The organism is Rhizobium sp. BK418 (assembly GCF_004341105.1).
Classification (GTDB): Bacteria; Pseudomonadota; Alphaproteobacteria; order Rhizobiales; family Rhizobiaceae; genus Rhizobium.
This window is the reverse complement of record NZ_SLZK01000002.1, coordinates 799,182-812,882: the sequence shown is the minus strand read 5'-3', so window position 1 is coordinate 812,882 and position 13,701 is coordinate 799,182. Positions and strand designations below refer to the sequence as shown.

Genomic DNA, 13,701 nt, shown 5'->3' with positions numbered 1-13,701 from the left:
AGCATTTTCTATAAGCTAAGAAAGGGAAAGGCTGGATAAACCTAATCTTGTTAGGAGTTTTTGCCATGTTGGCTAACGAGATGCAGGCAGTCGACGATATTGACCGCGCAATGATAGAGGCGCTGGCTGGAAATTCGCGTATTTCCCTAAAAGAACTCGCTCAGGCTGTAGGACTTTCTTCGCCAAGTGCAGCGGAACGTCTGCGACGGCTTGAGGATCGCGGTGTCGTGACGCTCTTCACCATTGATCTCGATCCGGCCGCAATTGGCTACCCGCTTCAGGCGATCGTGCGGGTGCGCCCGCTGCCAGGCCAACTCCATATCGTCGAACGGATTATCCAGGACACGCCGGAATTTATCGAATGCGACAAGGTAACGGGAGACGATTGTTTCATCGCCCGTCTCGTCGTTCGTTCCATGGGCGAACTCGACAGCATTCTCGACAAAGTGGCCGAGCGGGCGGAAACCAACACGTCGATGATCAAGTCCTCGCCGGTCAAGCGCCGTCTGCCGCCGCTGATACGGAAAAAGTGATCTCAGAAATCCGCCATCGGCGAAAGCATTGCGGGGTGATCGAGCCTCACCTCTTCCATCCCGCGCAACATCAGCCGCGTTTCGCCTCCGTAAGGAACTGCCTCGCCGGACCAGCCGAGCCTGTCTGGCCGAAAGAGCGTTTCGACAGACCTCGCCTCTACCCTGAGGCCGGCAAGGATTGCCGCAAGTGACGGGATTTCGGGCGCGACGACATCGAGAAGGATGAAATGTCCTGAAGCCGCCATCTTCCATGCAATGGCGGCTTTGCTCTCTTCCAGATAGCTGAGGCGGATATTGGGGTCGAACTGTGTGTTGATGAGAAACATCGCCGGGCTGCTGGCGACGGCGAGCGTCTGCGAAACCGGCGTTCGGCTCGCAAGCAAGTCCTGAAGCAGGGCAAGATCATTGGCATCGCGCGGCTGCAGCGGCCTTGATGTTGCGGAACCGACCGGGACAGGTGCAGCGCCGATATATTTGTGAAGCGGCAGCGAACGGAAGCCATAGGGCTCGTAGAGACCGGGCTTGTCCGTATAGAGGATGACAACACCGAAACTCTGAGCCTCGCACCAGGCGAGTGCCTTCCGCGTCACATCGCGGTACAGGCCGCGGCCCCGCCATGGCGGACGGACTGCACCGGATTGCAATGCGGCCGCATTGATAAGTCTGCCGTTGAAGACGAAGGGCATGGCAAAAGCCGAGAGGTTGGCAGCAAGCACGCCCTCCTCGGTAAACCAGCCGAAGGGCATGCTGGTCGGATCCGCGCCGCCGAGCTCTCGCAGCGGATCGATATCGATGCCGAACGTATCGTCGAGAAGGGAAACGAGAGCGGCCCAGGCTGTCGGATCGTTGAAATAGTCCTGCCGAAAGGTAAGGCCGGTCGTGTCGAAGGCGCTCATACGCCGGTCGAGCCGAAACCGCCAGCCCCCCGAGCGGTTTCGGTCGTCTCGGAGACCTCGGCAATGCGAGCCTGGATGAAGGGCGCAATCACCATCTGCGCGATCCGCATGCCGCGGGTGATGGTGAATTCCTCCTCGCCGTGATTGATGAGGATAACCTTCACTTCGCCGCGATAGTCGCTATCGACGGTGCCGGGTGCATTCAGACAGGTGACACCGTTCTTGGCCGCGAGGCCGGAACGAGGGCGAACCTGGCCCTCGAAACCCTCAGGGATTTCGAAGACGAAGCCGGTCGGCACGAGCGCGCGTTTGCCGGGCGAAAGCACCAGCGGCTTGTCCTCGTCGATAGCCGCACGCAGGTCGATGCCAGCAGCACCGCGTGTTTCATAGGCGGGCAGATCGAGGCCCTGGCCGTTCGGCAGGCGGATCAGATTGAGGGTCGGGTGGGTCTCAGTGTGAATGGTCATGGGGCATTACTTCGTGCCTCGTGCAGCAAGGTCAATTGCAATGGCGCGCTTTAATCGCTAGATACGCGGCAATTCCACAGGATTCACATCATGGCCGAAAGTCTCGCCGAGGCGGTTTCCCGCCGCCGCACATTCGCTATTATTGCGCACCCGGACGCGGGTAAGACGACGCTCACCGAGAAGCTGCTGCTGTTCGGCGGCGCCATCCAGCTCGCCGGCGAAGTGAAGGCGAAGAAGGATCGCATGCAGACCCGCTCGGACTGGATGAAGATCGAACGCGAACGCGGCATCTCGGTCGTTACGTCCGTCATGACCTTCGAATACAACGACAATGTCTTCAATATTCTCGACACACCGGGTCACGAAGACTTCGCCGACGACACCTACCGCACGCTGACGGCGGTGGATGCCGCCGTCATGGTCATCGACGCCGCAAAGGGTATCGAGCCGCGTACGCTGAAGCTCTTCGAAGTCTGCCGCATGCGCGACATCCCGATCATCACCTTCATCAACAAGATGGACCGCGAAAGCCGCGATCCCTTCGAAATTCTGGATGAGGTCGAAGAGAAGCTGGCGCTGGATACCGCTCCGGTTACTTGGCCGATCGGCCGCTCCAAGACCTTCTGCGGCTCCTACCATCTGAAGGAAAATACGGTGCGCGGTTCTGACACGGAAGTCGATGTCACCGCTGTCAACGGCCCGCAGAGCGTCGCCGACCGCCTGCCGGAAAACGAGCGCGACGCCTTCATCGAAGAAGTCGAGCTGGCGATCGAAGCCTGCCGTCCCTTCGATCGGGAAGCCTTCCTCGAAGGCCATATGACGCCGGTCTTCTTTGGCTCGGCGCTGCGCAATTTCGGCGTTCGCGATCTCATCAACGCGCTTGGCGAATTCGCGCCACCGCCGCGCGACCAGGTCGCCGATATCCGCACGGTGCATGCCGCCGAAGACAAGATGACGGCCTTCGTCTTCAAGATTCAGGCGAACATGGACCCGAACCACCGCGACCGCATCGCCTTCGCCCGCATCTGCTCCGGCAAGCTGGAGCGCGGTATGAAAGCCCGCCTGGCACGTACCGGAAAGCAGCTCGGTCTCACCGCGCCGCAGTTCTTTTTCGCCTCTCAGCGCCAGCTTGCGGATACCGCCTTTGCCGGTGACGTGGTCGGCATTCCAAACCACGGCACGCTGCGCATCGGCGATACGCTGACGGAAGGTGAAAGCCTGGTTTTCCAGGGAGTGCCGAACTTCTCGCCGGAAATTCTGCGCCGCGTGCGGCTGGAAGATGCGATGAAGGCCAAGAAGCTGAAAGAAGCCCTACAGCAGATGGCCGAGGAAGGCGTGGTCCAGCTCTTCCAGCCCGAAGACGGCTCGCCTGCTATCGTCGGTGTCGTCGGCGCGCTGCAGCTCGACGTCTTGAAAGAGCGCTTGATGGCCGAGTACGGGCTGCCGGTCTCCTTCGAAATGTCGCGCTTTTCCGTCTGCCGCTGGATCTCGTCCGACCAGCCGGCGGATCTCGACAAGTTCCTGACCGTCAAGCGCGGCGATATCGCCCGCGATCTCGACGGCGATCCAGTCTTCCTGGCGCAGGACAGTTTCTCGCTGCGTTACGAGGCGGAGCGCTATCCGGCGATCAAGATGGTAGCGATCAAGGAATATCACGCGGCCAAGGCCGCCTGATCATCCCGCCAATCGCTCGGTAAGGGACTCAGCGACTGCGCGCACGGCCAACAGCTGCCGGCGCCGATGCGGCATGAGAAGTGCCGTGGTGACATTGCCGCCCGTCCAGCCGGGCAGCAGACGAACCAGCCTGCAGTCTCGCGGGTCGTGTGACAAACCGCGGTGGGAAGGATGGTAATACCCATTCCAACTGCTGCGGCTTTCAGCAGCACATCGGTTCGTCCGCCGCCATGAAGCGCTGAGGCTTAGGCTTTACAACGACCTCCGCGCGGTGACAGGAGATAAGGCGCCATTGCTCCTCGGAGAGCCTTGGCATGACCGTTGTAACCGGCTCTATATCCTCTGGTCGCGCGGGCTTCCCATATTGCGCTACGCTGCACGAGCGTCGAATCTCCGAATGAAAAGCGGTGGCTGCGGAGCGCAATATCGAAGCCTTCCTGAACGATGTCGACGAGACGATCGGTGACATGAAACGAGACTTTCAGCTCTGGATAGTGCTGGCCCGTAACCGCGGCTGCGCACGATGCTCTCAGCCAATTCTGCTTCGATGATCGAGGCTTGAGCAGGGTCGAAGAAATCCCTACCGATGCCGTTCAGCCAAATTGCGTGATGGTAGGAATCACCCGCTCATCAGCAAGGTTGTCTGCCGGCGGGCCGCCATCAAACCGTTCAGGCAGCGAGATCACCGAGGAAATCGTCGCACCAGCGCAAAACGTCGTGCTCCAAGAGGTGCTCCATCATCCGCCCCCAGCGGTCGCGGCGCTCATCAAGCGGCATGTTGAGCCCGCGCGCCAGCGCATTGGATGTACCGACGATATCGTAGGGATTGACGAGCAGGGCGCCCTTCAGTTCGCGCGCCGCGCCGGCAAAGCGGGAAAGAACAAGCACACCGGGATCGTCAGGGTTCTGTGCGGCAACATATTCTTTGGCGACGAGGTTCATGCCGTCGCGTAGCGGCGTAACGAGGCCGACCTTGGCGAGCCGGTAAAGACCGGCGAGCACTGGCCGACTGACGGAGCGATTGATGTAGCGGATCGGCACCCAGTCGACCGTGCCGAGCGCGCCGTTCACGCGGCCGGCCTGTTCGGCGACCATCCGCTGCATCGCCTCGTATTCCGGTACTTCCGAACGGGACTTCGGCGTTATCTGCAGGTAGGTGACCTTGCGCTGATGCGCCGGATTGTTAGTGACGAAATGCTCGAAGGCATCGATGCGCTGGGTGATACCCTTGGAATAATCCAGCCGGTCCACGCCGATGATAAGGCTGCGATCCTCAATGCTCCGGCGCGCCTTCTGCACCATGCTATGACTGTCGGCGCTCCTTGCGAATTCGGCGAAGGCGGCGGTTTCAATGCCGATCGGATAGGCACCGCCGCGGAACATGCGCTCGCCTGCTGTAAAACGCCCTTCACCGATCATGTCACCCATCCCCTCGCGGCGCAGGCAGCCCGCGAAGTTTTCCAGATCGTGGTCGGTCTGGAAGCCGACAAGGTCGTAGGCAGCGAGCCCTCGCATGATTTCCTCGTGGACGGGCATCGCAAAGAGTACGTCTGCCGGCGGCCAGGGAATGTGCAGGAAAAAGCCGATCCTGTTCTTCAGCCCCATCTGGCGGAGCTCGGCGGCGAGCGGAATGAGGTGATAGTCATGGACCCAGACGACGTCGTCCGGCTCAATCAACGGCGCCAGTCGATGGGCGAAGAAGCGGTTGACACGGAAATAGCCGGCCATCTCGGTGCGCCCGTATTCCGCAAGGTCGAGCCGGTAATGACAGATCGGCCAGAGCATGCGGTTGGCAAAGCCGAAATAGTATTCGTCGACATCCTTGGACGTCAGGTCGGTCAGCGCATAAGTAATGTTGCCCCGTTCCTCGATGGAAAGCGGACCTGGCTCGCCCTCATCGCTGATCTTTCCCGACCAGCCCATCCAGATGCCACCGCGTTTCTCAAGGGCAGCTTCCAGCGCCACGGCAAGTCCGCCGGCGGACGCAGCCCCCTTTTTCTCCGGAACGGGGACGCGGTTGGAGACGACGACAAGGCGGCTCAGGATAAAATTCCTTTCATTAGAAAATAAAACGCAATCAGCTGGCAAAATGCGCGATGATTTCGCGAACCGCCTCCGCGGAAGGTAGGGAGCCGCGCGCGACAGTCCCAGCGGCCGGCGGGCCAACGCGGACGGAGTATCCTCCGAGCTGGTTCGCCACGCCGAACATCGCCTCGTCTGTGAGGTCATCGCCGATGGCGATCGGATGGCGGCCGTTGAATGGCGGAGATGCCAGAAAACTCTGCAACGCATCGCCCTTGTTGGCTCTGGCGGGCCGGATTTCGAAAACCATCTTGCCCGGCTGCAGCGTCCAGTCCGGTCCCGCATGATTCGCGAGACGCTGCATCAATTCCGCTAGTTCCGCTTGCCGCGCCGGTGCAAGGCGGAAATGGGCGGCGACAGCCGCGCCCTTGTCCTCGATAAGGATGCCGGCCCAACCTGCCGTCTCTGCCCTCAGTTCGATCTTCAGCCTCTCGAACTCGGCTGTTGGTTCCACCTTGAAAATGTTGCCGTCAGAGGTGCGGCGCTCGGCCCCATGCAGGCCGGCGATAGGAAATTGAAAGGGTGCGAAGAGGCGGTCGGCATAGGAAAGTCCTCTGCCCGTGACCAGAGCCAGCGCCCCGCCGAGCTTTTGCGACAGCGCGTCGAGCTGCGCCGGAAGCGAAGGCGGCACGGATATCTCATCCGGCGTCGGCGCAAGATCGAGGAGCGTGCCGTCGATATCGAGAAAGAGTGCACCGTCTGGGAGATAGGAAGAGAGTGTGGAGAGGGTGTCGTCCTGCCGGAAAGCGTCGCCGGGTGGCGGAGCTTCTGATAGCTGATTGCTGTTTGCCATGAATGGGAAACTAGGTCAGCCCAGCCCTCCGGCAACCCTTATCTGCCGTCAATCCGCCGGCGGACCGGCAGGATGTTCGGCATAAAAGGCCTTCGCATCCGCGGTGAATGCGGCACGCTGGCCTGCAGTCATATAGAACATGTGGCCGCCCCGATAGAGCTTCAGTGACACGCGATTGCCCGCAAGCGAGGACGGAAGATGATCGATCACATAGCGGCTGACGCCATAGGGCGTCACGAGGTCGCTGTAACCATGGGCGATCAGCAAGTGAAATGACGGATTGGAGGCGAGCATCTGCCTGATATCGTCGGTGGCGCTTGCCTGGAAGCGCGAGCCGCGTCCGCTGCCCCATTCCCAGCGCCGGCTGATATCGTTCTCGAGCAGGGTATAGGTCATCTCCGTTTTGAAGCCGAGTTCGTTACGAGCATAATCGGCGAAGGCGCCGCCGTAGGCGCGGGCGAAGCCGTCGAGGATTGGGTCGTCGCCCCGATCGGAATCGGATTCCGGATAGGGATCAGGTGTTGCGAAGGAGGCATCATAGGGGCTCATCACTTCGCCGCCCTTCTGGTTGGAATGTTTGGCGAAAGCATCGCCGAGGAAGCCGCGATTGCGGGTAACGACATCTTGCGGAATGCCTGTCAAACCGGAGATTTTGTTGTAGAAGGCGGTTGCCGCATCGCCCGTTGGCGCAGGACCGGCCAGGGTGGTGAGATATTCGCCAAGTGCGAATCTCTCGGCGTCGCGCTGGCCGGATTCACTGAAGTTTTTGCGTCGGTCGGCTTCTGCGGCTGCCAGCGAGGGAAATTCCAGTGCCGCACCGAGCGCGAACTGGTCTGCATTGAACATCAGCTGTCCTTCGAGCAGCGGCGACAGCATGACAGTGCCGGCGATGATGATGCCCTGGCTCTCCTGCAACGAGGACGCTACTTTGGCGGCACGGAAGCCGCCATAACTTTCGCCGAGCAGATATTTCGGCGAATTGGCGCGGTTGTTATGAGCGACGTAGAGCGCGATCGCCTTCGCCATCGTCTGTGCGTCAGTGCCGACATTGTAATAGTTCGAAGCGTCGTCGGCTTTCACCGTGCGGCTCCAGCCGGTGCCGATCGGATCGATCAGCACGAGATCGGTGAAATCGAGCCAGCTATGCTTGTTATCGACGAGCTTCGCATTCGCGCCGTCGCGGCCGTCGGGACCGAAATCCAGCACCTTCGGGCCTACGAGGCCGAGATGCAGGAATGCGGAAGCCGCGCCTGGCCCACCATTGAACGCGAAGGTGATCGGCCGGTTCGGCCCGGCGTCCTTGGCGACATAAGCAGTGTAGAAAATTGCGGCGTTCTGCCCGCCATCCTGGCCAAAGAGATCAAGCGTGCCAGCCGTCGCAGTGTAGGCGAGCTTGCGTCCATCGGCCGTCGTAAGTTCATGTTCGGCGACGGAATCTGCCGGCAATAATTTGAGCACGCCCTCGCGGGTCGAACTTTGTTGGGCTGGCGCGCGGCGCTCGCCGGCCTCCTGCGCGAAGGTGAGGGAAGGCGCGAGCGTGGCGGTCAGCGCGGCGAAGAAAAGCAGGGATCGAAAACGCAAGTACATCCTCCTCCGGCGGTCCGGGATGCGGCTGAGATAGGGTAGCAGCCGCGCCTTTGCGATGGAGATCAAGAGATGGTGATGCGCAAGTGAGCCTGGCTCATTCGCCCCTCTCGATGGTGCGCGCATTCACATGCAGCGCGCGCCCAGCCTGCCATCCGTTGAAGGCGGCACCAAGGCCGAGCGCGACGAAAAGCACGGCGCACCAGGCGAAGCTCCCCGTCCAGCCGCGGATCAGGCCGACGATGAACGGACCGATTGCGGCGAGCAGATAACCAACGCATTGCGCCATGCCGGAAAGGTGAGCGGCGACATGCGGATCGCGCGAACGCAGCACGATGGCCGTCATCGCCGCGGCAATAAGCCCACCTTGACCGATCCCCTGCAGGACAGCCCAGGCCCAGACGGTAGACAGTGGCGCGAAGAGCAGACCGAGAAGTGCCAGGACGGCGAAGGCGCAGAGCGTAACGTTGATAAGGCGCTGGTCTTTACCGCGCACGGCGATGTGCGGCACGACGAGACAGGCGGCGGCCTGCACCATGACGGAAGCGGAGACGATGCCGCCGGCCGTAACGCCGTCAAGTCCGCGTTCGCGCAGGATCGGTACCAGCCAGCCGAAGACGCAATAGGCGAGTGCCGACTGCAGGCCCATGAAAAGAGTCACCTGCCAGGCGAGCTTGTCCCGCCAGAGCCCTTCGACACGAAAGCCGCTGCGCCGCGCCTGTCGACTGCCCGCAATGACCTGCGGCAGCCAGATGAACCCAACAACGAGGACAGGCAGAGCCCAGACGGCAAGCGCGCCTTCCAGCGAGCCGCCAAGCGCATGTTCGATCGGCAGCGTCAGGCCGGCCGCACTTGCGGCACCTGCGCAGAGCGCCATCGTATAGAGGCCGGTCATCAGAGCTGCATTTGCAGCGAAGTCCCGCTTCACCAGTCCGGGCAGCAGCACGTTGCCAACAGCGATCGCAGCACCTGCAATTGCGGTGCCAAGAAAGAGCAGCGGAATGGAAGAAAGGCCGCGCAGTGCCGTGCCGAGCGTCAAGAGCAGAAGCACGCCGAGCAGTGTCCGCTCCGAGCCGCTGCGCTGGGCAAGCCGCGGAGCCAGCGGTGAGAAGGCACCGAGGCAGACGACCGGAAGCGTCGTCAGAAGGCTGGCACCGAGCGGCGACAGGCCGAGTTCAGTCCGGATTTCCGGCAGAAGGGCGGAAGCGCTGGAAAATACCGGCCGCAGATTGAACGCGATCAGCACGAGGCTGGCACCGAGCAGGAAACGGGCGGCCCTGCTCTGCGTCTGCGGCGGCAGCGGTGCCGGCACACTGTCGATTTCGGCATCGATCATCGTCTCGTCGACGGCGTCGAGCGCGGCGTTCTCTATGGACATGGTCATGAAAGAAGCATCCGGTCGAGGGCGGAAAGAATGGGAGCCATGAAGTCGCGCACGGCTGCATCGGCCTTGCCGGGATTGCCAGTCTGGATGGCATCGACAATCGCCTGATGTGCCTGCATGTCGGGCTCGGGGATCGCCTTGCCGAGCGTGGCGGCAATGGTCTCTGTGATCGAGGTAGAGAAGAAATCGTAAATCTCGATCATCGCCCGGTTGCCGGAGGCGGCGATGACGGCTTTGTGGAAGGCAAGATCGCGCTCGATGAAGCCTGCCGGATCGCCGCCTTCATAATTGCCGCGCTCAGCAAGCAGCGTGCTAAGGCCGGCGATGACCTTGGGCGTCTTGCGAAGTGCGGCGAGCCGTGCCCCTTCGACATCGAGTGCACAGCGGGCTTCGAACTGGTCGCGCAGACCGGCGCGGCGCGCCATGGTGAGCGGCCGGCTGACGTCTGTGGCGGAGAGTACATAAGTGCCGGAGCCCTGCCGCGTTTCCAAAAGGCCTTGCGAGACGAGAACGCGCACGGCTTCGCGCACCGTGCCGCGGCTCACCGACAGCATGGTCGAGAGCGCGGCTTCGTTCGGCAGCTTCTCGCCGACCGCCCAGCGCTTGGCCAGGATCTCGCTGCGGATCGCCTCGATTGCCGTGTCGGCGAGATTGGTCTTGTTGATTGGTTGCATGGCACTATTCATAAAGTCATCTGATGACTTTATGAATAGTGCCAATCCGATCGCACGTCAATGGATGAACAGCGGCAATAAAAAAGGGTCGCTCTCGCGACCCTTTCCATGAGGTTTGGCCTGTAACTGGCCGGACCGTCTGCGCGGCCCTAGGAAGGTGGGGTTTCAGAGCGAGGGCTGCCTCGCTTTCATCACCACTTCCATGCCCATTACGAGGTCCGAAAACTCACTAGACATTGGATCACCTTCCTTTCGTTACGTTGAACACGGGTTAAACGTAGGCCGATTCTTCTGAGATGCAAGAAAAAATGTCATGCCTCAAATTTAGCCGCCGTCCGACTTCAATGCGCCGCCTTGATAAAAGTGCCGTTCTGCAGTTCGCGCATCGCCTGTCTGATCTCCTCGTGGGAGTTCATGACGATAGGCCCATGCCAGGCGACAGGTTCTTCGAGCGGCTTTCCGGAGACGAGCAGGAAGCGAATACCTTGATCGCCTGCCTGAATTGTCACCTCGTCGCCGGTGTCGAAGACCACAAGGGTACGATTGCCGGACATGTCGCGGATATTCAGTTCCTCGCCATTGACTTCCTTCTCGACGCGCACGCCGAACGGTTTGGAGGCATCACGGAAGGTGCCGGAACCTGCGAAGATATAGGCGAAAGCGTTGCGGTAGGTATCGACCGGCAGCCGCTTTTTCTTGCCCGGAGGCACCGAGATATCGAGGTAGATTGGATCGGCCGCAATGCCATCGACAGGACCGCTCTTACCCCAGAAATTGCCGCAGATAATACGAACCGCGGTGCCGTCATCATCAACAACGAGAGGGATATCCGAGGATTTGACGTCCTGATAGCGGGGAGCGGTCATCTTCAGCGACGAGGGCAGATTGGCCCAGAGCTGGAAGCCGTGCATTCTACCGGCAAAATCACCCTTCGGCATCTCCTGATGCATGATGCCGCTGCCAGCCGTCATCCACTGGATATCGCCTGCATTCAAGAGGCCGCGATTGCCGAGGCTGTCGCCGTGCTCGACTGTGCCGGCCAGCACATAGGTGATCGTCTCGATACCGCGGTGCGGATGCCAGGGAAAGCCGCGGATATATTCGGCCGGGTTGTCGTTGCGGAAATCATCCATCATCAGGAACGGATCGGTCATCGATGGGTCGCCAAAACCGAAGACGCGGTGCAGCTTCACGCCGGCGCCTTCGATTGTGGGAGTGGCAGTGCTCTGGTGCTTTATAGGGCGGATCGACATGGCATCCTCCAAAGGGTTCAACTTGGGCAGGACTATAACGGCCGCAGGATCGGTCGCGAAGCCACCGGTCCCGGCAACGGACTGTTCACAAAGAGCGATGTGGTTTTCGTCAAAAGTGATCCCATCAGGCGTCAAGAATTTGTCATCTTCGCCCTGCAAATCGCGTGGCCGTTAAGTCGTTGTTAGCCGTAGCATTCGACAATCCAAGATGTTTTCAGCATTCCTGCCGTAGCAGGCGGCGGGCCGGAGCAAGAACATGTGTCGCTGGGCAGCCTATCGTGGAGACCCCCTCTATCTGGAGGAGCTGGTATCTTCACCCGCCCATTCCTTGATCGAGCAATCCCATTGCGCCACCCGCGCCAAGACGGCGACGAACGGCGATGGCTTCGGTATCGCCTGGTATGGTGATCGGCCGGAGCCCGGTCGCTACCGCGATATCCTGCCGGCCTGGTCCGACTGCAATCTGAAAAGTCTGGCGCGGCAGATCCGATCGCCGCTTTTCCTTGCCCACGTGCGAGCCGCAACTGGCGGCGGCACGCGGCGCGACAATTGTCATCCCTTCACGCACGAAACCTGGTCCTTCATGCACAATGGCCAGATCTCAGGCTTCGAGCGCCTGCGCCGGCCGATGGAAACCATGCTCGATGACGAGTTGTTCAATGCCCGAAACGGCACGACTGATTCCGAGCTCCTGTTCCTGCTCGCGCTGCAGTTCGGCCTTCGGGACGCGCCGGTCGCTGCCATAGCGCAGACGATTGCCTTCGTCGAAGGCCTTGCGGAGAATATTCTGGGTTCCGTGCTATTGCGTTTCACGGCCGCTTTCTCGGACGGCAAGTCGCTTTATGCAGTCCGCTATGCTACCGACCGCAAGGCGCCGACGCTCTACGCTTCGCCGCTTGGCAAAGGCTATTGCCTCGTTTCCGAGCCGTTGAACGATGATGGGGATGCCTGGCAGGAAATCCCTGATGGCAGCGCGGTAATCGTCAGCGCCGATGGCCTCGAGATCACGGCTTTCCAGCCAGAAAAGCCCTTGGCTGCAAGGCCAGAGCCCCTCTCTATCCCCGCATAAGCTGTTCGGCAATCAGTGCCGCCAGCCGCTCCGCCACCTCGTCCTTGGAAAGATCGGGCCATTGTTCGATACCGTCGCGGCGGATGAGCTTCACGCTGTTGTGCGTGCCGCCCATGATGCCGGTCGACGGCGAGACGTCATTGGCAACGATCAGGTCAGCGCCCTTGCGGTCCAGCTTGAGCTTGGCATTGGCCTCGACATCCTGCGTCTCCGCCGCAAAGCCGATGACCAGCTTCGGCCGCGTCGTGTGATGACCGACAGTCTTCAGGATATCCGGGTTCTCCGTCAGCGCCAGCGTTGGGATGGATTCGCCCGGATGCTTCTTGATTTTCTGATCGGCGGCCGAGGCAACGCGCCAGTCGGCAACCGCGGCGACCATGACGGCAACATCGGCGGGAAGGGCGGCGAGCACCGCGTCTCGCATCTCTTCGGCCCGCTCGACATGCACCGTCCTGACGCCGGCAGGATCGGGAATGGTCACCGGACCAGACACCAGCGTCACATCCGCGCCGAGCCGCGCCAGCGCTGCGGCGATGGCATGTCCCTGCCGGCCGGAGGAGCGGTTGGCGATGTAACGAACCGGATCGATCGGCTCATGTGTTGGGCCTGAGGTAACGATCGCCTTCTTGCCGGCAAGCAGTTGCGGGCCACTATCGAGCAATGCCTCGATCGCTGCGATGATCTCGAGCGGTTCGGCCATGCGGCCCGTCCCGGTCTCCCGGCTTTCCGCCATTTCACCCGCCATCGGGCCGATGAAGCGGATACCGTCACGGCGCAATGCCTCGACATTGCGTTTCGTCGCCGGATGCGCCCACATTTTCGGGTTCATAGCAGGTGCGGCGAGCACCGGCCGGTCGGCGGCAAGCAACACCGTCGAGGCAAGATCGTCGGCAAGCCCATGTGCCATCTTGGCCATCAGATCGGCGGTCGCGGGCGCGATCAGCACCAGATCGCAGTCCCGCGCCAGCCGGATATGGCCGACATCCTGCTCGTCCTGCCGCGAAAACAAGTCGGTGAAGACGTGGTCCGTCGCAAGTGCGCCAACGGCAAGCGGAGTCACGAACTCCTGTGCACCCTTTGTCATGATCGGGCGCACGGAAGCGCCGCGTTCGCGCAGGCGACGGATAAGATCGAGGCTCTTATAGGCGGCGATGCCGCCCGAAATGATGAGGAGGATGCGTTTACCGCTGAGAGCCATGGTTCTTTCCCGCCGCGTCTTTGACTGGGTAAGACCCTACAGCATCGGCCAGAAAATCGGAATCGATTTTCGGAAGGCCCGATGCGTAGATTCA

The 13,701-nt window shown here is 61.1% G+C and carries 12 protein-coding genes; 3 read left to right on the top strand and 9 right to left on the bottom strand.

Translation table 11 applies throughout. From position 1 onward, the window contains the following. Positions 1–68 precede the first annotated feature (68 nt). Positions 69–533 (top strand): Lrp/AsnC family transcriptional regulator, encoded by a 465-nt coding sequence (locus EV281_RS10005; RefSeq protein WP_037101412.1) that lies wholly within the window; start codon positions 69–71, stop codon positions 531–533. Positions 534–535: 2 nt separating this feature from the next. Here the strand turns inward: EV281_RS10005 and EV281_RS10000 are convergent, their stop codons facing one another. Next, positions 536–1,429 carry a GNAT family N-acetyltransferase gene (locus tag EV281_RS10000; RefSeq protein WP_132652923.1) on the bottom strand — a complete coding sequence of 298 codons (894 nt, stop codon included), beginning with the start codon at positions 1,427–1,429 and terminating at the stop codon, positions 536–538. Further along, positions 1,426–1,896: a dUTP diphosphatase gene (dut, locus tag EV281_RS09995; RefSeq protein WP_132652922.1), complete on the bottom strand. Its 471-nt coding sequence runs from the start codon at positions 1,894–1,896 to the stop codon at positions 1,426–1,428. Before dut ends, EV281_RS10000 begins: the two co-directional genes overlap by 4 nt. A gap of 90 nt (positions 1,897–1,986) precedes the next feature. Between dut and EV281_RS09990 the strand changes: the two genes are divergently transcribed. Beyond that, positions 1,987–3,570, top strand: coding sequence for a peptide chain release factor 3 (locus EV281_RS09990; RefSeq protein ID WP_132652921.1), 1,584 nt, complete (start codon positions 1,987–1,989; stop codon positions 3,568–3,570). Positions 3,571–4,239: 669 nt separating this feature from the next. Here the strand turns inward: EV281_RS09990 and otsA are convergent. The 6 genes from otsA to EV281_RS09960 form a co-directional block, all read right to left on the bottom strand. After that, positions 4,240–5,613 (bottom strand): alpha,alpha-trehalose-phosphate synthase (UDP-forming), encoded by a 1,374-nt coding sequence (otsA, locus tag EV281_RS09985; protein WP_132653228.1) that lies wholly within the window; start codon positions 5,611–5,613, stop codon positions 4,240–4,242. 34 nt (positions 5,614–5,647) lie between these two features. After that, positions 5,648–6,445, bottom strand: coding sequence for a trehalose-phosphatase (otsB, locus tag EV281_RS09980; RefSeq protein WP_132652920.1), 798 nt, complete (start codon positions 6,443–6,445; stop codon positions 5,648–5,650). A gap of 48 nt (positions 6,446–6,493) precedes the next feature. Beyond that, on the bottom strand, positions 6,494–8,026 hold the full coding sequence (locus EV281_RS09975) for a carboxypeptidase (RefSeq protein WP_132652919.1): 1,533 nt from the start codon (positions 8,024–8,026) through the stop codon (positions 6,494–6,496). A gap of 100 nt (positions 8,027–8,126) precedes the next feature. Further along, the gene (locus EV281_RS09970) at positions 8,127–9,413 is read right to left on the bottom strand and encodes an MFS transporter (RefSeq protein WP_132652918.1); all 1,287 of its coding nucleotides are present in this window, start codon (positions 9,411–9,413) and stop codon (positions 8,127–8,129) included. Beyond that, on the bottom strand, positions 9,410–10,087 hold the full coding sequence (locus EV281_RS09965; RefSeq protein ID WP_132652917.1) for a FadR/GntR family transcriptional regulator: 678 nt from the start codon (positions 10,085–10,087) through the stop codon (positions 9,410–9,412). The genes EV281_RS09970 and EV281_RS09965 overlap by 4 nt, the downstream gene beginning before the upstream one ends. 341 nt (positions 10,088–10,428) lie before the next feature. After that, on the bottom strand, positions 10,429–11,340 hold the full coding sequence (locus tag EV281_RS09960; protein WP_132652916.1) for a pirin family protein: 912 nt from the start codon (positions 11,338–11,340) through the stop codon (positions 10,429–10,431). Positions 11,341–11,596: 256 nt separating this feature from the next. Here EV281_RS09960 and EV281_RS09955 point away from each other — a divergent pair, with 256 nt between their 5' ends. Beyond that, positions 11,597–12,409 (top strand): class II glutamine amidotransferase, encoded by an 813-nt coding sequence (locus EV281_RS09955; protein ID WP_132652915.1) that lies wholly within the window; start codon positions 11,597–11,599, stop codon positions 12,407–12,409. Here EV281_RS09955 and coaBC read toward each other — a convergent pair. Then, positions 12,396–13,607 carry a bifunctional phosphopantothenoylcysteine decarboxylase/phosphopantothenate--cysteine ligase CoaBC gene (gene coaBC, locus EV281_RS09950; RefSeq protein ID WP_132652914.1) on the bottom strand — a complete coding sequence of 404 codons (1,212 nt, stop codon included), beginning with the start codon at positions 13,605–13,607 and terminating at the stop codon, positions 12,396–12,398. The genes EV281_RS09955 and coaBC overlap by 14 nt on opposite strands. Between the last annotated feature and the right edge of the window lie 94 nt (positions 13,608–13,701).

Bases quoted from the DNA above. Each gene is read 5' to 3' on its own strand.
- coaBC (WP_132652914.1), bottom strand. From the start codon at position 13,607: ATGGCTCTCAGCGGTAAACGCATCCTCCTCATCATTTCGGGCGGCATC.
- EV281_RS09955 (WP_132652915.1), top strand. From the start codon at position 11,597: ATGTGTCGCTGGGCAGCCTATCGTGGAGACCCCCTCTATCTGGAGGAG.
- EV281_RS09960 (WP_132652916.1), bottom strand. From the start codon at position 11,340: ATGTCGATCCGCCCTATAAAGCACCAGAGCACTGCCACTCCCACAATC.
- EV281_RS09990 (WP_132652921.1), top strand. From the start codon at position 1,987: ATGGCCGAAAGTCTCGCCGAGGCGGTTTCCCGCCGCCGCACATTCGCT.
- dut (WP_132652922.1), bottom strand. From the start codon at position 1,896: ATGACCATTCACACTGAGACCCACCCGACCCTCAATCTGATCCGCCTG.
- EV281_RS10000 (WP_132652923.1), bottom strand. From the start codon at position 1,429: ATGAGCGCCTTCGACACGACCGGCCTTACCTTTCGGCAGGACTATTTC.
- otsB (WP_132652920.1), bottom strand. From the start codon at position 6,445: ATGGCAAACAGCAATCAGCTATCAGAAGCTCCGCCACCCGGCGACGCT.
- EV281_RS09965 (WP_132652917.1), bottom strand. From the start codon at position 10,087: ATGCAACCAATCAACAAGACCAATCTCGCCGACACGGCAATCGAGGCG.
- EV281_RS09970 (WP_132652918.1), bottom strand. From the start codon at position 9,413: ATGACCATGTCCATAGAGAACGCCGCGCTCGACGCCGTCGACGAGACG.